The sequence below is a fragment of the Mesorhizobium sp. WSM4830 genome (assembly GCF_055811495.1).
In genome coordinates, this window is sequence record NZ_JBVVQI010000048.1 from 1 (window position 1) to 17,263 (window position 17,263).

Here is a 17,263-nt window from a genome sequence, read left to right on the forward strand (position 1 = left end):
TGATCCCCTGATCAGCTTGCCAGCCGTGGCGCGCTGATCAGCCCGGCCCATGCCGGAGAGCACGGCGACCAATGCCGTCAGCTACACCACTCCCTGGGACGCGATCCAGTGCGCCGCTGACCAGAGGCAAGCTTGCAGGGAATGATTTGCGCCGATGAGTAGGTCGGAAAAGTAATTGAACCAAGCCGCAAATCGCGTCAAATGGGCGGGTTTAATGGGCTCCCAACTGTAATGAAGCGCAAAGTCAGCTTTGCGTCAGGAGACCCGAATGGCGGAAATGAACGATCCATCGCCGGACGTCCTCGCCCATCCACTGGCTGGATGGCAGCTATCCCAATAATCGATTTTACCAATACCACCAAATTCTATTAGGAGGCTCAGCGCTGGGCGGGTGGCCGTCGGGTCGACTGAGGCTACCGAGAAGAATTCGGAGACGATCATGTGCGGGATTGTTGGCATCGTTGGGCATCAGCCGGTGTCGGAGCGATTGGTCGACGCGTTGAGGCGTCTTGAATATCGAGGATATGACTCAGCCGGCGTTGCCACGATCTCCGAGGGCTCGTTGCATTGCCGGCGCGCCAAAGGCAAGCTCGTCAATCTCGAGACGAGATTGAGAGAAGAGCCGCTGAGTGGGACCATCGGGATCGCACACACGCGCTGGGCAACCCATGGGGCACCGACCGAGCGCAACGCGCACCCGCATTTTACGGACGGTGTGGCCGTCGTTCATAACGGCATTATCGAGAATTTTGCCGAGTTGAAGGACGAACTGGCGGCGGCGGGCGCCGAGTTCCAGACCGACACAGACACCGAAGTTGTAGTGCATCTCTTGGCAAGACACCGCCGGGAGGGCATGGGGCGGGGTGAGGCAATGCATGCCATGCTGAAGCGCGTCACGGGCGCCTACGCGCTTGCCATTCTCTTCGAGGATGACCCGTCGACCATCATGGCGGCGCGGAATGGACCACCGCTGGCGATCGGTCACGGCGACGGCGAGATGTTCCTCGGCTCCGACGCCATCGCGCTTGCTCCCTTCACAAATGCAATCACCTATCTCGTCGACGGCGACTGGGCCGTTATTGGCAAGACAGGCGCCGATATCTTCGATTTCGATGGCCATCCGGTCGAGCGTCCGCGCCAGACCTCCATGCCCGGGGCATACCTGGCCACTAAGGGCAATCATCGCCACTTCATGGAGAAGGAAATTTACGAGCAGCCCGAGGTCGTCGCCCGTGCGCTCAGTCACTACATCAACTTCGAAGGGAATCGCGTCGATACGGCTTCCAGCATAGACTTCGCCAGCATCCCGAGCCTGGCGATCTCGGCCTGCGGGACCGCCTATCTGGCCGGACTAATCGCAAAATACTGGTTCGAGCGCTATGCGCGCCTGCCGGTTGAAATCGACGTTGCATCCGAATTCCGCTACCGGGAGATCCCGTTGCCGCCGCAGTCGGCGGCTCTTTTCATTTCGCAGTCCGGGGAAACCGCCGATACGCTCGCATCGCTGCGGTACTGCAAGCGGCGCGGGCTGAAAACCGGCGCTGTCATCAATACCCGCGAATCCACCATCGCTCGGGAGGCCGACGCGGTCTTCCCGATCCTTGCCGGCCCGGAGATCGGCGTCGCGTCCACCAAGGCATTCACCTGCCAGCTTGCGGTTCTTGCCACACTCGCCATTAGCGCTGCCAGGGCCCGTGGAACGGTAACCGAAGATGAGGTGAAGGCGCTCGTCGGGAGCCTTGCCGAAATGCCGAGCGTTATGAGGGGGGTATTGAACAGCATCCAGCCAGATGTCGAGCTCCTGTCGCGCGAATTGTCAAAGTGTCATGACGTCCTGTATCTCGGCCGCGGCACCAGTTTCCCACTGGCCATGGAAGGCGCGCTGAAGCTCAAGGAGATTTCCTACATCCATGCTGAGGGCTATGCGGCTGGTGAATTGAAGCATGGGCCAATCGCATTGATAGACGAGAACATGCCGGTGATCGTCATCGCGCCACACGATCGATTTTACGACAAGGCCGTCTCCAATATGGAGGAAGCCGCCGCCCGCGGAGGGCGGATTATCCTCATCACCGATGAAAAAGGGGCCGCTGCGTCGAAACTCGACACGATGCACACCATCGTGCTGCCGGTCGTGGACGAGATTATCGCGCCGATGATCTTCTCGCTGCCGATACAGCTTCTTGCCTACCACACGGCGGTCTTCATGGGCAAAGATGTCGACCAGCCGCGCAATCTCGCAAAATCGGTCACCGTCGAATGATTGTGAAGTGCTCATAGTGGTGCCCGTCCATCGAAATACACCTCAGCAATACCACGCGCGCGTCACCGGCACTTGGATGTCGATGAGACCCAGACCAAGTCCGCCGCCAGTGGATCTTTATTGCTCTATCGACATTGTGGGCGACCACGAGATTCTATTTCAGTGAGGTCGCGACTGCCGTCGCCATGCGCGTAGCACGCGCATTAGCGGCGAACCCAGGCGGCACTGTCCTAAGTCTTTGCCATCGTAACACCGGCAACTCTCACGTTTCCAGTCTGAGTGATCCCCGCCCATTCCGTATTGAGCCCGATATGCCAACGATTTTGCCGTCATTCATATCACGCCGCGCGTAGACTCTTCGTTTCGAGCACCTCGGCCCGGTTCTATTCGCGCGATAGAACCCGCGGCTGGTAATCCAGCAGTATGGAATCGCCGAATTCATGCGCACGGTAGCCGTACGCGGCGAGGGCTGCGGAGAGCAGAGCATCGCCGGCAAAGGCGCGCAGGAGCTCGAAATGGCTTTCCTGCAGCGAACCGCGCGACGCATCGGCGACGCCGCGGCCTACGACCTGGACGGCCATTCGATCCATTCCGGGTCTGGCTGCGTCGACCCGGCAGCAGCAATCGCTGCGGCACGCGCCAGCCTGACGAGCTGACGCGCAGGCCGATCTGCGCGCTGGTCAAGCAAAGTTTTGGAAGCGGACTGAGTTTTGGACAGAAGGAGAACGCTGCAATGAACGCAAGATTTTGAAGAGCTGCATTGGCGCTGCGGCCATCGTCTCAGTCGGCCTGGCTCCTGCCTGGGCCGGCGATTTTGACGGCTTCATCGTCGGCGGGTGGAGGGGCGAACCCCCGCGGACATCGACGTGCTGGCCGGTACTGTGTTCAAGACCAAGAGCGACGGCGTGCGCGTGGATTCGACGGCGATCTTCGTTCACCCGAAATGGGGGCAGATTCCAGGCCGTTTCGACTTCGGAGCAGCGCTCATTAGGCTCAAGGAACCCCTGTCGGTCGGCGCCGCAATCGAACTTGCCACGGATGCGACCGATCTGCCCTTGACCCCCCGTATCGGGTCTCCGGCTGGGGCGCCACCAGCGAAGGGGCGTGCGCAGCCATGTCGAAATGCATGAGCGAATTCGTCGATATCGGTCAGATGAGTCATTCGATCCGCGCATTGATCCAGTGATTGGATGCCGTATCCTCACAAACGCCTTCTTTTGGCCACGTGATCTCTGGCTTCCGATTCCCCCAAGCTGGAAGCCCAACATCGTGGTCGGTCGTGGCTTTGACACGGATAAAGTCGAGGGCCGAGCTAGTTGCGATAACGCCGTCACCGGTGTGCAGCGCCTTGATTACCTCGCCATCTGCATCGGCAAATAGATGCAGGCCACCATGCAGTCGGCGGAGACAGTAGATAGAATGGGAGAGACGGCCGGCGTCTGTCCTCGAGAGAGCTGGCTTGATTTGTCTGAACAGTTTGGCGAGGACCGCGAAATGAAGGCAGCATAGGGAATAGAAGCGCCACGGGCGACGACCCGATAGAAGCGGTTCACCCGTTCGACCAGTGAAGTGACGTTCGTTAATCGCACTACTCAGGGTCCGAGCTGAAGCCCTCCATCGAGGAACATTTTTTGCTTGAGCATGGTCTAAGGAGACGTGTCGAGATCGTCGTGCAGGCTGTTAGCATGATCCCGCCGATGGTCTCAGGCACGGCTCGTATAGCGACCATGCCCTTCCGGCTGGTTAAATATTTCGAAAAAACCTTGCCCCTGCGGATCGTCGAACTTCCGCTGCCGCTTCCCGCATTCACCGAGGCCGTCCAATGGCCCGCCCTTCACAACAGTGATCCGGCAAGCATCTGGATGCGAGAGGTATTGTTACAGGAGGCGTCTCGAATGACTTCTCCGCGGGACGCCAAAAGGCGTGTCAGCCACCCCTAATTTACTCCCGCGTCTCACGCCGCCATTCGCGTCAATAGCCCTTGTCGGATTAGATCGATACTCGCGGCATGTGCGCCTGTGAAATCGACCAGCGGGTGGGCTGCGTCGACAAACGGCGCGAATGAGAATGGGCCTGCATAGCCGCCATCAAGCAGCGCCCGGATCTGGCTGCCATTGTCGGAACCGACTAGGACGCGATCCGGGTGAATCCAGTGGATTGGATCGTTCACTCTTGAAATGTGCACGAGACCGGTCAGGTAGCAGGAGAAGAACGTCTCCCCGGCCAGCGTGTGGTGGAACGTGTCGTGCACGAGGCGGAAGACCGACTGGCCATCAATAGCGGCAATGGCCTTAGCCGTTTCGTTCTTCGATCGAAGCGAGCAGGTCTGGAAGCCCAGCGGCTCAATGAGACCGATCAGGCCGCGAGACTGGAGGATCGGCTTGAGCGCCTTCAAGGCGACGCGGAGATCGCCCCGGCGCTCGCCATTTGCGGGCCAGGAGCCGTCGTTGACAGGCATCAGCATGAGCGTCTTGGCTCCGCAGGCCGCCGCATAATCGGCGAGCCTGCTCGCCTCGGTCTTGCGGGCGGGTGTCCACTCATTGAAGCGCTGCAAGGCATTGATGGAAATAATCCCAACGCCTGCTTCGGCGGCGGCAGTCCGGACGTCCGCCGCCGGCATGCCGCGTGCAATAGCATTGCTGCGCTGTTGGCTGCGGATCTGGACATCGGTCAGGCCCTGGTCACGGGCAAAAGCGAAAAGTGCCCTGACGTCAAGTCCGGGCGTCGCCATGTGGTCGAGTGCAAAGCGGGGCGCTGCTTGGCGCATGGCTTGGCTTTCCTTCTATGTTCCCGGAAATTTCTTTGACGCTATTGCGACACTTGACTTAAGACAAACGATTAGATCAGATGTTTTTCATCTGAAAAGGAGATGGCTGTTGAACAGCGCGACCTCAGGCGGTTGTGAGAGCAAACAGCACGGATTGGAGCACAATGGCTGGCCAGGGTGCTCCGCTTGCGCGTGCCATGCGGCCAAACTCATTTCGACATCGGTCAAGGAGCTTGAGGTCAGCAATCGAGATCAGTAAGTGTGACTGTCGTCGAAGGTGACTCGCAGCAGCCGAGTGCCCCATCTGTGGGATGCCTCTCGTTTGCAAAACTTGGACAGTCCCACGATCTCCGCATGATGAGGTCGGAACAAGAACTGCTCAAAATCGTAAGAGGCATTTATCAACCAAAGGCAGCTACGGTTGATTTGATGATGATTCCTCCACCCAGGCTTCGGCGCATCTGACGCCCCGTGGCCGCGCGAAAAACGCTCAGTAGCTGCAGCGCCGGCGGCATGCGCGACCAGATGGTCCTCAAGACTTCTAGACCATGCCGGGTTTGCGAACGGCGCTCCCGGATACCACGCGCTGTGACCATCGGAAGCCAACCTAGTGGAAATACAGGTCGGCATGCTGCGGGCTGTTATGATGAAAAACGCCGGCGATGGTACGGCGGACGTCGCGGGAGTTGAAGCCCTCTACCCATGTTCCGCGCGGCTTGACCGCCGCACAAATCCTTATGCTCCCCTTCGTACGGGCGTGAAGCATCTCGAGCATCGCAGGCCCGGCGCGCTCGACATGGCGACGCCGGCCAGCAATCCTGCGCGCGGTTACGGGGCAGGATCGGGTTAGCCGCGGAAGGAAGCGGGTTCCATTGCGCATGGGATATGGAACCAGTGGACGACATGCTCGCTCGCCTGCGATCATTTCCGCGTGCGACCGGACTTCTTCCCAACTGCCGGTACGAAAGGTAATATCCTGATTGGGTGCTTCTTGAGAGGGTCGAGAGTACGCCGTTGCAGCTCGCGATCATAGCCGCGCCGTCTTCAGCCAGTGAGCGGCCTACGATTAGCTCGAATTTTTCTTCTGGTCGTCACGGGGCGGATGTACTCGGGAACCGGGCAGGTTCACGTGGGCAGGCATCCTGCATGAAGGATAACCGACAGGCGAGCGTTACCGCTTTCGCTAAGACGCCGCCAATTCCGGCGGCATTGGCGGCCGAGCGAGCGCCGTTCGACGCGCAGGCTTTTTCGCCGTTGGACTTTAGGAAGGCGACTGTCGTTAAGATCAGCTTGTCCACGGTCTTGGCACTCTGTTCAACGCCGAAACCATGATCAACGGGTTCAGCCCACAGTTCTTCCGGACCGTCGTGATAAGCCAGCAACGACTTGGCGAGAACGAGTTGGGGAAAGACGATGCTTATCGCGCGTGCCGACCGCGAGGAACAGCGGCCGTCGGTTCATTGGCAGGGTAGAAGAGCGTTGAGAAGAAAATGCCAGATTTCCGTAAAGATAGAAGTCGTACCATTCGATGACCGTGCCGGCGCTTGATGCAAGGACGACGGTCCAGATACCTGGTTTTCGGACGGAGTCGCCCCTTTCCTGTAGCTGTTGCATGCTGCAGTTCCCCTTTTATGTTTTTGAAAGCAGTCGGCCCTCTTCTTCAGGGCCGTGGTTACTCAGCTCGCGATGCGCTGATCGAATGCGTAGAGGCCAAGTCTTTCGCTTGCCTCGCGCACCGTTCGGCGGACGATGTCCTTCGCCGACGGCAGATCGTTGATGAGGCCCACCGCCTCACCGACAGTCACGTTGGCCGTGTCGTAGTCGCCAGAGGCCCATGCCGCCTCGACCTTCGACAATTCTTCGGAACCCAGCGTGCGCAGCTTTTCTTCCCGCCCGTGCCACTTCTCGATGAAGCCGTTTTTGAGCAGTCGGCCGGTATAACCAGCGGGCCAGGCCTTCTGACGGACGATATCGTAGACGGAAGTCCGGATTGTCTCGTCGCCAGAGGCCGCGACTACCTTGTCCTTGGCTCCCGGATGGATGAGCGACTCGCGTGTAGCCCAGAACCTGGTTCCCATCAGGACCCCGTCTGCCCCGAGCATCAGCGAAGCGGCTAGGCCCCTACCGTCGGCGATGCCGCCTGCCGCCACGACAATGACAGAAGGCGAAATCTTTGCCACCAGATCCACGACTGCGGGAACGAAGGGCATGGTTGACCGCGCGACCAGGCCATGGCCGCCGGCCTCGGTCCCCTGAACAATAAGAACGTCGGCGCCAACGTCGATTGCGCGCCGGGCATGTTCGAGTGTGTGGATCATGCAAATCAGCGGAACACCCGCCTGCTTGACCCGTGCCGCGAGCTTCGCCGGATCCGAAAACGAAAGCATCATCGCGGACGGACGCTCCGCAAGTGCGCGGTCAAACAGATCAAGGTCGGCTTCGACTGCCCAGGCGATGAACCCGCAGCCAACGCGTTCATTGGTGATCAGCGACGACTCTGTTTCGTACCATTGACGATCAGCATATCCCCCACCCAACAGGCCCAGACCGCCGGCGTCGGCGACGGCGGACGCAAGCGCGCCACCTGCGGCCGGTGTCATCGGGGCAAGGATGATGGGATGCTCGATTTCGAAAAATTCTGTCAGACGCGTTCGTACCGTCATCTATACTTTTCCCAGCTTGAGGAAGCTCCCGGAAAGTTTTCTTTGACGCTATTGCGACACTTGACTTAAGACAAACGATTAGATCAGATGTTTTTTATCTGAAAAGGAGATGGCTGATGAACAGCGCCGACCTCAGGTTTTTCCAGGCGGTTGTGAGAGCAAACAGTATCGGAGGGGCTGCCGGTGTACTCAACACGGTGCAATCCAACGTCACCGCGAGAATAAAATCGCTTGAGGAGGAAATCGGTGCTCCGCTTTTTCATCGCTCCAGGCGAGGGGTTACACTGACAGCCACCGGCATTCAGCTCGTTCCCTATGCCGAGCGCGTCGGAGAGCTTCTGGACGAAGCCAAGCGCGTCGTCACAGACCGCGGTACGCCGTGCGGTTTACTCAGGATCGGCTCGATGGAGACCACTGCAGCGCTTCGCCTTCCGCCGATCCTGATCCGCTATGCTGCAGAATATCCAGAGGTCGACGTACTGGTGGAGGCTGCCCCGACGGAAAAGCTCGTCAGCGAGGTCGTCGCACGCAAACTGGATGGCGCGTTCGTCTCCGGCCCCATCGCTCATCCCGAACTGAAAAGCCTATCGATCGTCGAAGAGGAGCTCGTTGTGATCTCATCGCCGCGGTTTCGCGAGCTTTCGGATCTGAAGGCCTTGGCCGCATCACCGTCTGTGAAGGTCCTCGCTTTTCGATCGGGCTGTTCCTACCGCCGGCGCATGGACATGTTCCTGGCGGCGTGTGGGGTAACGCATGTCCGCTGGATGGAACTCGGAACAATGGACGGGATCATCGGCTGCGTCGCCGCCGGGGTAGGGATGGCCATGCTACCTCGGGGGGTCGTTCAGGATGCGGCAGCCAACGGACAGCTCATTATACACCTGCTACCTCACAACTTGCGGTCGGCGCCGACTGTTTTTGTGACGCGGAGCGACGAGTATCTCTCCGCGGCACTTCAGGCCTTCATGGCGGTGGCGTCTGAGGCGCATTCACGGCCTCAGCCGGCAAGACCAGAGCCGGTGCGACAACTGCAGCGGGCTTAGGAAAGGTGGAGCAAAAACAAGGGGTAAGTCAGACGGTTGGTCCCGCCTTATCCGGACGCCTCCACGCAAGAGTAGCAGGCCAAGGGAGGGCAGCGTCAACCGTCCGCCGGCGGGGTATTGAATGCTCGCGCCCGCCCACGCTAGCCACAACCGCTGCCCCGGGAGGCGCAGCAAGCGCAACCGCATCATCATGAAAGACGAGTATTGGAAGCCGTTCAATTCGAGCGCCTGTGGACGATGCTAGGCCGCGTTCGAACCGCAATTTCGATTGCGTCCGAGCGGGCCGGCTCGGGGCATAGGCGCTATCCGCGGTCGGTGCTGCGCCGGATGGCCTTCATCGTCTTTGCGCGGCGCATTGGGCTCACACTCAAGGAGATCGGCGCCGAACTCGCTAAGTTGCCAGCCGATCGCGTTCCGTCGCGTCGGGATTGGTCGCGGTTGTCAGGCGAGTGGACCAAGCGCATCGACCAGCGCATCGCCGAGTTGCAGCGCCTGAGGTCCGGGCTTATCGAGTGCATCGGTTGCGGCTGTCTGTCGATTGACCGGTGTAGCCTCGCCTGCCGACCTGGCAGGACGCAAGGGACCGGGGCCGAGATATTGGGTGGGATGATCTGGTAGCGCGCCTGTCACCATTGCAGAGTTCGGCACCGCAAAACTTTCGGCTGCGCATCATGAAAGGACCAATGAATTCCACGTCATCGGCATCATGCGGAACTGGAGCATTGTAGACCGTCGGGATTTGATCAAGGCGCCGGCTTTGGCGTTCCGCGGATTTCACGAAGAAGCGACAGAGCCTTGCGTCCAGCCCTTTCTCGATCGCATTCCGGTACCGAAGGCATGGTCTTGCCCAATTCCGGCATATGCTCCCACGTCGAGAAGAATGACGACTGCCTCGCCACCGTCGCAATTGGCTCCATACGATTGACGCTCCCGTAGCAGCCTATCTGCTCAAACGTAATCCGACTTCGGATATTCGTACTGGATCCCGAAGCGCGCCGGTCCTTGCTCTTCCTCCCGCGTGAGAGTTTTCGAGATCTATCGCGGTACAAATATCGGTTGCAATGGAATCCGCTCATCTCAAGAAGTAAAAGGCCGCGACGGGACCACAGAAGTTAATCTGTCGCACCTAGTCGTGCGTAGCGTGGGTTTCAGTTCACAACGCGCTGAGCGATTCTTGTGCCGCATGTCAAGAACAGCGGAGCAAGCCAATGACGCCTACGAAGTTGCTGCTTGGGCAGATCGCCGTCGTGTTCGCAATCGTCATGCTCGGCGTATGGGCGGCCACGCAGTGGTGCGCCCAAATGCTCGGCTATCAGTCGCAGCTCGGCGAGCCATGGCTCGCCGTGGGCAGCTGGCCAATCTACAAGCCCTGGAAACTGTTCGAATGGTGGTTCCACTTCGACGCTTACGCGCCCGAGGTATTCGATAAGGCCGGTGCGCTTGCTGGCGCCAGTGGGTTCGTGGGCTGTGCCGCCGCGATCGCCGGCTCGCTCTGGCGCGCGCGACAGCTCGGGTCGGTCACCACCTATGGGTCGTCAAGGTGGGCGGCGACTCAGGAGATCGAGACGGCGGGGCTGTTTCGGCCGGCCGGCGTTTTCCTAGGCAAGCTGAAGGATCGATATCTGCGCCATGACGGGCCCGAGCACGTCATGGCTTTTGCTCCAACACGATCAGGCAAGGGCGTCGGACTGGTTGTTCCAACTCTTCTGTCCTGGACCGGCTCGGCCGTCATTCACGATATCAAAGGCGAGAACTGGCAGTTGACCTCCGGCTGGCGGTCGAGATTCTCCTACTGTCTTCTGTTCAATCCGACCGATCCAAGGTCGGCGCGCTATAACCCGCTGCTGGAGGTACGAAAAGGTCCAGACGAGGTCCGCGACGTCCAGAATATCGCCGACATCCTCGTAGATCCGGAAGGCGCGTTGGACCGGCGGAACCACTGGGAGAAAACCAGTCACTCACTCTTGGTGGGCACCATTTTGCACGTGCTCTACGCTGAAGAGGAAAAGACGCTCGCTCGCGTCGCCACCTTCCTGTCGGACCCCCAACGCTCGTTTGCCGCGACACTGCGGCGGATGATGACGACCAACCATCTCGGCGCGGCGGATAAGCCCCAGGTCCATCCTGTCGTGGCCTCGGCAGCTCGCGAGGTGTTGAACAAGTCGGAGAACGAGCGTTCAGGCGTTCTTTCGACCGCCATGTCGTTTCTCGGCCTCTATCGCGATCCCACGGTGGCGGCAGCGACATCAGCCTGCGACTGGCGCATTGCCGACTTCCTGGATGCCGAGCGGCCGATGTCACTCTATCTGGTCGTGCCGCCATCGGACATATCCCGCACGAAGCCGCTGGTGCGACTGGTGCTCAATCAGATCGGCAGGCGTCTGACGGAGCGGCTGGAGGGTGATCCGAACAAGAGCAGGAACCATCAACTGCTCATGATGCTGGACGAGTTCCCGGCGCTCGGTCGTCTGGATTTCTTCGAAACCGCGCTCGCCTTTATGGCCGGCTATGGCATCCGTGCCTATCTGATCGCGCAATCCTTGAACCAGATCTCCAAGGCGTATGGGGAGAACAATGCCATTCTCGACAACTGCCATGTGCGGATTGCCTTTTCCTCCAATGACGAGCGCACGGCCAAACGCATTTCCGACGCGCTCGGCACGGCGACGGAGCTGAGGTCAATGCGGAACTATGCCGGCCATCGGTTGGCGCCGTGGCTCTCGCACGTGATGGTTAGCCGCCAGGAGACCGCCCGTCCGCTACTAACACCGGGCGAGGTGATGCAGTTGCCGCAAGCCGATGAACTGGTATTGGTTTCAGGGCTGCCGCCCATCCGGGCGAAGAAGCTGCGCTACTACCAGGATCAAAATTTCACCGAGCGCGTGCTTCCTGCGCCGGTATTGCGCGGCGGCGCTTACGCGGATCGGCCACTACCGCGTCCGGACTGTTGGACCGGGCAGGTGCGGGGCATTGACCGCCGTCTTGCTTACGGCGGCGAAAGCGCGGGCGAGGCAATTCAAGGTGAGGGAGGTGTCCAGCAACAGCGACATCCGGGTCTGGCGGAAGAGCATACAGCCGTCACTGTGGAGCCCGACGGGGACGACCTGCTCAAGCCCGCAGACGATGATAGCGAGGCGGTTGCCGACAGGCGCGTGATGGACCGAATTTCCACTGCCGCACGCGCCTATGGCATCAACGAGGGAAGGGGCGACAACAAGGACATCGTCCCCGGCTTCTGAAAGAAGCTGCCGAAGGCAGAGCGCAAATCAGCGTAGATAACGGCCATAAGCAATTTCGGGGAAGTCGGCGATGCTCGTTCCTGCCCACGCAACAGCGCTGGGCCAGTTGGAACGAGCCACATGAGCCCTCAGCGTATTCGCCATCAGTTTCTGCTCGAACCCGACCTGAGCAAGAAACTGGACGACCTCAGCCGCGATCCATCAACGACCAAGTCAGCGATCGTGGCGAAGGCAGTCGAGGCGTTTATCGAGCGGCGTGGCGAGAACGAGCTCGACCGGCGCTACGGCGTAAGGCTCGACCGTCTTTCCCGTGACCTCGGTCATCTCAGACGCGACGGCGAAATGATCCTGGAGAGCCTGGCGCTCTTCATTCGGTTTTCCATCACCCTTCATGCTCACACGCCAGTCCCGGACAGGGCGACGCAGGCGATTGCCCAGGAGCGCTTCGACAAATTCGTCGAGCAAGTGGGCCGCCAGATCGCCTCCGGCAAACGGTCGCTTGGGAAGGGTAATGGCGGGGGAGGAGAAGGATGAGTTCTCATCCGGAGGTCGACTATCGCCGCCGTGCCATGTTGCGCACCGCCATGGGCCCAGCAATTGCTGAGGCCCTTGCCGATCCGTCTGTTATAGAGGTGATGGTCAATCCCGACGGTGCGCTGCGACTCGACCGGCTCGGAGAAGGTCGAGTCGGTACCGGCCTTCACCTCCACCCCTCCGAGGCGGAACGCATAATCCGCCTGGTCGCCTCCCATGTGCGCGCAGAGGCGCATGCCGAGAATCCGATCGTCAGCGCCGAATTGCCATCGGGCGAACGCTTCGAGGGGCTGTTGCCGCCGGTCGTATTGGCGCCGTGCTTTGCCATCCGCAAGCCGGCGGCGAAACTCTACACGTTGGCCAACTATGTCGCCGACCGCATCATGCTTCCGCTGCAAGCCGATGCGCTGAGGGAGGCGGTGCGCGAGCGGCGCAACATCCTGGTCGCCGGAGGCACATCCTCGGGCAAGACGACCCTTGCCAATGCACTCCTGGCCGAAGTCGCCGAATGCGACGAGCGGGTGATCCTGATTGAGGACACGCGCGAACTGCAATGCGCGGCAAAGGACTGCGTCGCCATGAGAACCAGGCGGGGCTTAGTCACGCTTGCCGATCTTGTGCGATCGACGCTGCGGCTCCGGCCCGACCGGATCATCGTCGGTGAGGTGAGGGGAGCGGAAGCGCTCGACATGCTTAAGGCGTGGAACACTGGTCATCCTGGTGGCATCGCCACGGTTCACGCCAATTCGGCGCGCTCGGCCCTCTACCGTATCGAACAGCTCGCCCAGGAGGCCGTCGTCACCGTTCCCCGCCGCCTCATCGCCGAGGCGATAGATCTGATCGTCTTCATCGCCGGCCGCGGATCCTCGCGCCGCATCCACGCGATCGCAGAGGTCACTGGCCTCGACGGCAGTGGCGACTACGCCGTTACCCCGCTCACGCTTCCTCAACTTCAGCAGCTTTGAAAGGTTACTCATGCGCAAGAAGCTTCGCTTTCTGTCGTCCACCGCGCTCGTGTTCGTTCTCACGGTCCCAGCCCGCGCAGCAGGCTCGGGCATGCCTTGGGAACAGCCGCTGCAGCAGATCCTGGAGTCTGTACAGGGACCGGTCGCCAAGATCATCGCCGTGATCATCATTATCACTACGGGCTTAACGCTTGCCTTCGGTGACACCGCAGGCGGCTTCCGCCGGCTGATCCAGATCGTCTTCGGCCTGTCGATCGCCTTCGCGGCATCGAGTTTCTTCCTCTCCTTCTTCTCCTTCGGCGGCGGGGCGCTTGTTGGATGAATACTGGGGAGCAGCATATCGACGGCTTCGAGGTTCCTGTTCATCGTGCATTGACGGAGCCAATCCTGCTCGGTGGTGCGCCCCGAGCGGTGGCCATCCTCTACGGCACCGTGGCCGCGGCAATAGGTCTAGGCCTGCAGCAGTGGATTGCCGGGTTGGTGCTCTGGATCGCCGGCCACACGCTCGCGGTGTTTGCCGCTCGCCGCGATCCGGACTTCGCCGGCGTGCTTGTCCGCCACCTTCGCATGAGAGGTTGGCTCGCATGCTGAACCTTTCAGAATACCGCAGCAAAGCCGACCGGCTTGCCGACCATCTGCCATGGGCCGCATTGGTCGCTCCCGGCATCGTGCTCAACAAGGACGGCAGCTTCCAGCGTACATTTCGGTTTCGCGGCCCGGATCTCGAAAGCGCGACGGAACCCGAACTCGTCGGCATCTGCGCGCGGGCAAACAACGCGCTGAGAAGGCTGGGCTCCGGCTGGGCATTGTTCTTCGAGGCCGAGCGCATCGAGGCGCTCGGCTATCCGAACGCGAATTTTCCCGACGCCGCGTCTTGGCTGGTCGATGAAGAACGACGCGCGGCCTTCGAGGGCAAGGTCGCGCATTACGAGAGCCGCCATCACCTGACTTTGCTGTTCATGCCGCCCCCGGACGCACGGGGCAGGGCGGAAAGCGCGCTCGTCGACGCACACCGATCTGGCCGCGGGAGAGACTGGCCCCAGGAACTGGCGCGGTTTCGCGACGAGACCGACCGGGTTCTCGATCTTTTGTCGGGTTTCATGCCCGAGGTACGCTTGCTCGACGATGCCGAGACCCTGACTTACCTGCACGGCACAATCTCGACCCGCCGCCATCCAGTCGCGGTCCCGGAAACGCCGATGTATCTCGACGGCGTGTTGGTCGATGTGCCGCTCACCGGCGGGTTGGAGCCGATGCTGGGCGACCAGCATCTTCGCACCCTGACCATCCTAGGCTTTCCCAATGTCACTCGGCCGGGAATTCTCGACGCCCTCAACCACCAGGATTTTGCCTATCGCTGGGTGACGCGGTTTATCCCGCTCGACAAGACGGAGGCCACCAAGACTCTGACGCGGTTGCGGCGGCAGTGGTTTGCCAAACGCAAGTCGATCGCGGCCATCCTGCGCGAGGTCGTGACCAACGAGCCCGTCCCGCTCGTCGACAGCGATGCCGACAACAAAGCGCTCGATGCCGATGCAGCGCTTCAGGCATTGGGCGGCGATCATGTCGGCTTCGGTTATCTCACCACAACGGTGACGGTGTGGGACGAGGACCATCTCGTAGCCGCGGAGAAACTTCGCGCGGTAGAGCGCATTGTCAACGGGCTTGGCTTCACGACGATCCGCGAAAGCGTCAATGCGGTCGAGGCGTGGCTCGGCTCGGTCCCTGGACATGTCTATGCCAATGTTCGCCAGCCGCTCGTTCACACGCTGAACCTTGCCCATCTCATGCCCCTGTCGTCGGTATGGGCCGGCCCGCCGACGAACGAGCACCTCGCCAAGATCACCCAGAGAGAGGCCCCGCCGCTTCTCTTCGCTCAAACGAGCGGGTCGACACCGTTCCGGCTTTCTACACACGTCCACGATGTCGGCCACATGCTGATCGTTGGACCGACCGGTGCCGGCAAGTCGGTTCTGCTTGCCCTGATCGCTCTGCAGTTCCGACGCTATGCCGGCGCACAGGTATATGTCTTCGACAAAGGCAATTCGGCCCGCGCGGCAACACTTGCGATGGGAGGAGACCACCACGCATTGGGGGTGGACGGGTCGCTTGCCTTCCAGCCGCTGCGCAACGTCAGCGACACTGGGACGCGCAGCTGGGCGGCCGAATGGATCGCCAGCCTCATTGCCCATGAGAACGTCACCGTCACGCCCGAGGTGAAAGAGGCGATCTGGTCGGCGCTCACCAGTCTTGCCACCGCGCCGGTGCAGGAACGTACGCTCACCGGCCTTTCGGTCCTGCTTCAGTCCAATGCGCTGAAGTCCGCGTTGATGCCCTATACGCTCGACGGTCCCTTCGGCCGCCTGCTCGATGCCGATGACGATCGGCTGGCCTTATCGGATGTGCAATGTTTCGAGACCGAGGAGCTGATGCACCGCCAAGGCGCTGTCCTGCCGGTGCTCACCTATCTCTTCCATCGTCTCGAAGAACGATTCGACGGGCGGCCGACGCTGCTCATGCTCGATGAAGCTTGGGCCTATCTCGACAACCCACTGTTTGCAGCGCGCATCCGCGAATGGCTGAAGATCCTACGCAAGAAAAACGTGTCGGTCATCTTCGCCACGCAGTCGCTTGCCGATATCGCTGGCTCTGCAATCGCACCCGCAATGATCGAGAGCTGCCCACAGCGCATTTTCCTGCCTAATGATCGTGCCGTTGAACCGCAGGCACGGGCGGCTTACGAGCACTTCGGTTTAAACGAGCGCCAGATCGAACTGATCGCCCGCGCGACGCCGAAACGGCAATATTATCTGCAGTCACGTCGTGGCAACCGGCTCTTTGAGCTCGGCCTCGGCCCCATCACGCTTGCACTTTGCGGTGCCTCCGATCCTGCCAGCCAAACCCTCATCGACAGAGCTTTGATCGAGCACGGGCAGGATAGCTTTGCCTCACGCTTCCTGAATGCGCGCGGCCTCGAGTGGGCCGCCGACCTTCTCAAGCAATTCCCTCAACCAGACAAGGAGCAATCGTCATGATGCGGCGCCGTTTTCTCTCCGGCCTGATCACTCTTTCCCTGATAGCCAAACCGATGGCTGAGTACGTCCAACCAGCCTACGCCCTGATCGTTTTTGATCCGTCGAACTATGCGCAGAACGTGCTGACGGCAGCGCGATCGCTGGAGCAGATCAACAACCAGATCCAGTCACTGCAGAACCAGGCAACCATGCTGCAGAACATGGCGCGCAATCTTCAGAGTCTCGACTTCTCTTCCGTCGGTCAGCTCACTGGTGCGCTCCATCGCATTGATGGCCTGATGGACCAGGCGAGTGGCCTGAGCTTTGAACTCAATAAGCTTCAGGACCAGTGGCGCAGGCAATATCCGGAAAGCTACGACGCCATGATCAAAGTGAGCGATGTGGCGAGCGCCGCACGCGAGCGCTGGCAGAGCGCGATGCAGGCGTTCCGCCAGACTATGGGCGTCCAGTCGCAGATCGTCGAGAATGTGCGCGGCGATGGCGACCTGCTTGCCGATCTCGTCAATCGCAGCCAGGGCGCGGCTGGCGCGCTTCAGGCAAGCCAGGCCACCAATCAGCTGATCGCGCTTTCGACCAAGCAGCAGATGCAGATCCAGACGCTGCTCGCGACGCAGTTCCGGGCTGAGGCCGAAGATGCCGCCCGTAAGGCGCAGTCCGAGGAGGCCGCTCGCGAGACGACGAAGCGCTTCCTTGGTTCCGGCACGGCCTATCCCGGTAACTGATCACCAGCTCTTCACGACGAGGAAGGCGGCGG

The 17,263-nt window shown here is 60.7% G+C and carries 14 protein-coding genes and 2 pseudogenes; 11 read left to right on the forward strand and 5 right to left on the reverse strand.

What is annotated here, in order from left to right; translation table 11 throughout:
* Positions 1–439 precede the first annotated feature (439 nt).
* Complete coding sequence (gene glmS, locus AC0L2Y_RS32235; protein WP_473562020.1) at positions 440–2,263, forward strand: glutamine--fructose-6-phosphate transaminase (isomerizing); 1,824 nt, start codon at positions 440–442, stop codon at positions 2,261–2,263.
* Between the two features lie 383 nt (positions 2,264–2,646).
* Here the strand turns inward: glmS and AC0L2Y_RS32240 are convergent, their stop codons facing one another.
* Complete coding sequence (locus AC0L2Y_RS32240) at positions 2,647–2,844, reverse strand: hypothetical protein (RefSeq protein ID WP_473507001.1); 198 nt, start codon at positions 2,842–2,844, stop codon at positions 2,647–2,649.
* A 1,029-nt stretch (positions 2,845–3,873) separates the two neighbouring features.
* On the opposite strand from AC0L2Y_RS32240, the pseudogene AC0L2Y_RS32245 reads away from it, so the two are divergent.
* A pseudogene (locus tag AC0L2Y_RS32245) lies at positions 3,874–4,203 on the forward strand (type 2 periplasmic-binding domain-containing protein); the annotation flags it as partial.
* A 14-nt stretch (positions 4,204–4,217) separates the two neighbouring features.
* Here AC0L2Y_RS32245 and AC0L2Y_RS32250 read toward each other — a convergent pair.
* The 4 genes and pseudogenes from AC0L2Y_RS32250 to AC0L2Y_RS32265 all read right to left on the reverse strand — a co-directional run bounded on the left by AC0L2Y_RS32250 (position 4,218) and on the right by AC0L2Y_RS32265 (position 7,693).
* The gene (locus AC0L2Y_RS32250; RefSeq protein ID WP_473562021.1) at positions 4,218–5,030 is read right to left on the reverse strand and encodes a TIM barrel protein; all 813 of its coding nucleotides are present in this window, start codon (positions 5,028–5,030) and stop codon (positions 4,218–4,220) included.
* A 401-nt stretch (positions 5,031–5,431) separates the two neighbouring features.
* Positions 5,432–5,730, reverse strand: a pseudogene (locus AC0L2Y_RS32255) (IS1595 family transposase); the annotation flags it as partial.
* A gap of 391 nt (positions 5,731–6,121) precedes the next feature.
* Positions 6,122–6,412 (reverse strand): hypothetical protein, encoded by a 291-nt coding sequence (locus AC0L2Y_RS32260; RefSeq protein WP_473562022.1) that lies wholly within the window; start codon positions 6,410–6,412, stop codon positions 6,122–6,124.
* Between the two features lie 294 nt (positions 6,413–6,706).
* A complete protein-coding gene (locus tag AC0L2Y_RS32265) occupies positions 6,707–7,693 on the reverse strand; it encodes an NAD(P)H-dependent flavin oxidoreductase (protein WP_473562023.1) in 987 nt (328 codons plus the stop codon).
* 116 nt (positions 7,694–7,809) lie between these two features.
* Between AC0L2Y_RS32265 and AC0L2Y_RS32270 the strand changes: the two genes are divergently transcribed.
* The 9 genes from AC0L2Y_RS32270 (at position 7,810) to trbJ (ending at position 17,231) form a co-directional block, all read left to right on the forward strand.
* Complete coding sequence (locus AC0L2Y_RS32270) at positions 7,810–8,736, forward strand: LysR family transcriptional regulator (RefSeq protein ID WP_473562024.1); 927 nt, start codon at positions 7,810–7,812, stop codon at positions 8,734–8,736.
* A 327-nt stretch (positions 8,737–9,063) separates the two neighbouring features.
* Positions 9,064–9,354 (forward strand): MerR family DNA-binding protein, encoded by a 291-nt coding sequence (locus AC0L2Y_RS32275; RefSeq protein ID WP_473562025.1) that lies wholly within the window; start codon positions 9,064–9,066, stop codon positions 9,352–9,354.
* A gap of 590 nt (positions 9,355–9,944) precedes the next feature.
* Positions 9,945–11,975 (forward strand): conjugal transfer protein TraG, encoded by a 2,031-nt coding sequence (locus AC0L2Y_RS32280; RefSeq protein WP_473562026.1) that lies wholly within the window; start codon positions 9,945–9,947, stop codon positions 11,973–11,975.
* Between the two features lie 120 nt (positions 11,976–12,095).
* Complete coding sequence (locus AC0L2Y_RS32285; protein ID WP_473562027.1) at positions 12,096–12,509, forward strand: CopG family transcriptional regulator; 414 nt, start codon at positions 12,096–12,098, stop codon at positions 12,507–12,509.
* Positions 12,506–13,474 (forward strand): P-type conjugative transfer ATPase TrbB, encoded by a 969-nt coding sequence (gene trbB / locus AC0L2Y_RS32290; protein ID WP_473506976.1) that lies wholly within the window; start codon positions 12,506–12,508, stop codon positions 13,472–13,474. Before AC0L2Y_RS32285 ends, trbB begins: the two co-directional genes overlap by 4 nt.
* Before the next feature lie 10 nt (positions 13,475–13,484).
* A complete protein-coding gene (locus AC0L2Y_RS32295) occupies positions 13,485–13,796 on the forward strand; it encodes a TrbC/VirB2 family type IV secretion system protein (RefSeq protein WP_473506978.1) in 312 nt (103 codons plus the stop codon).
* The gene (locus tag AC0L2Y_RS32300) at positions 13,793–14,065 is read left to right on the forward strand and encodes a VirB3 family type IV secretion system protein (RefSeq protein WP_473562028.1); all 273 of its coding nucleotides are present in this window, start codon (positions 13,793–13,795) and stop codon (positions 14,063–14,065) included. The genes AC0L2Y_RS32295 and AC0L2Y_RS32300 overlap by 4 nt, the downstream gene beginning before the upstream one ends.
* Positions 14,059–16,509 (forward strand): conjugal transfer protein TrbE, encoded by a 2,451-nt coding sequence (gene trbE / locus AC0L2Y_RS32305; protein ID WP_473562029.1) that lies wholly within the window; start codon positions 14,059–14,061, stop codon positions 16,507–16,509. The genes AC0L2Y_RS32300 and trbE overlap by 7 nt, the downstream gene beginning before the upstream one ends.
* Positions 16,506–17,231 carry a P-type conjugative transfer protein TrbJ gene (gene trbJ / locus AC0L2Y_RS32310; RefSeq protein ID WP_473562030.1) on the forward strand — a complete coding sequence of 242 codons (726 nt, stop codon included), beginning with the start codon at positions 16,506–16,508 and terminating at the stop codon, positions 17,229–17,231. The genes trbE and trbJ overlap by 4 nt, the downstream gene beginning before the upstream one ends.
* Positions 17,232–17,263: the final 32 nt, after the last annotated feature.

Coding starts and splice junctions, on each gene's coding strand:
- glmS (WP_473562020.1), top strand. CDS start 440: ATGTGCGGGATTGTTGGCATCGTTGGGCATCAGCCGGTGTCGGAGCGA.
- AC0L2Y_RS32240 (WP_473507001.1), bottom strand. CDS start 2,844: ATGGCCGTCCAGGTCGTAGGCCGCGGCGTCGCCGATGCGTCGCGCGGT.
- AC0L2Y_RS32250 (WP_473562021.1), bottom strand. CDS start 5,030: ATGCGCCAAGCAGCGCCCCGCTTTGCACTCGACCACATGGCGACGCCC.
- AC0L2Y_RS32265 (WP_473562023.1), bottom strand. CDS start 7,693: ATGACGGTACGAACGCGTCTGACAGAATTTTTCGAAATCGAGCATCCC.
- AC0L2Y_RS32270 (WP_473562024.1), top strand. CDS start 7,810: ATGAACAGCGCCGACCTCAGGTTTTTCCAGGCGGTTGTGAGAGCAAAC.
- AC0L2Y_RS32275 (WP_473562025.1), top strand. CDS start 9,064: ATGGCCTTCATCGTCTTTGCGCGGCGCATTGGGCTCACACTCAAGGAG.
- AC0L2Y_RS32280 (WP_473562026.1), top strand. CDS start 9,945: ATGACGCCTACGAAGTTGCTGCTTGGGCAGATCGCCGTCGTGTTCGCA.
- AC0L2Y_RS32285 (WP_473562027.1), top strand. CDS start 12,096: ATGAGCCCTCAGCGTATTCGCCATCAGTTTCTGCTCGAACCCGACCTG.
- trbB (WP_473506976.1), top strand. CDS start 12,506: ATGAGTTCTCATCCGGAGGTCGACTATCGCCGCCGTGCCATGTTGCGC.
- AC0L2Y_RS32295 (WP_473506978.1), top strand. CDS start 13,485: ATGCGCAAGAAGCTTCGCTTTCTGTCGTCCACCGCGCTCGTGTTCGTT.
- AC0L2Y_RS32300 (WP_473562028.1), top strand. CDS start 13,793: ATGAATACTGGGGAGCAGCATATCGACGGCTTCGAGGTTCCTGTTCAT.
- trbE (WP_473562029.1), top strand. CDS start 14,059: ATGCTGAACCTTTCAGAATACCGCAGCAAAGCCGACCGGCTTGCCGAC.
- trbJ (WP_473562030.1), top strand. CDS start 16,506: ATGATGCGGCGCCGTTTTCTCTCCGGCCTGATCACTCTTTCCCTGATA.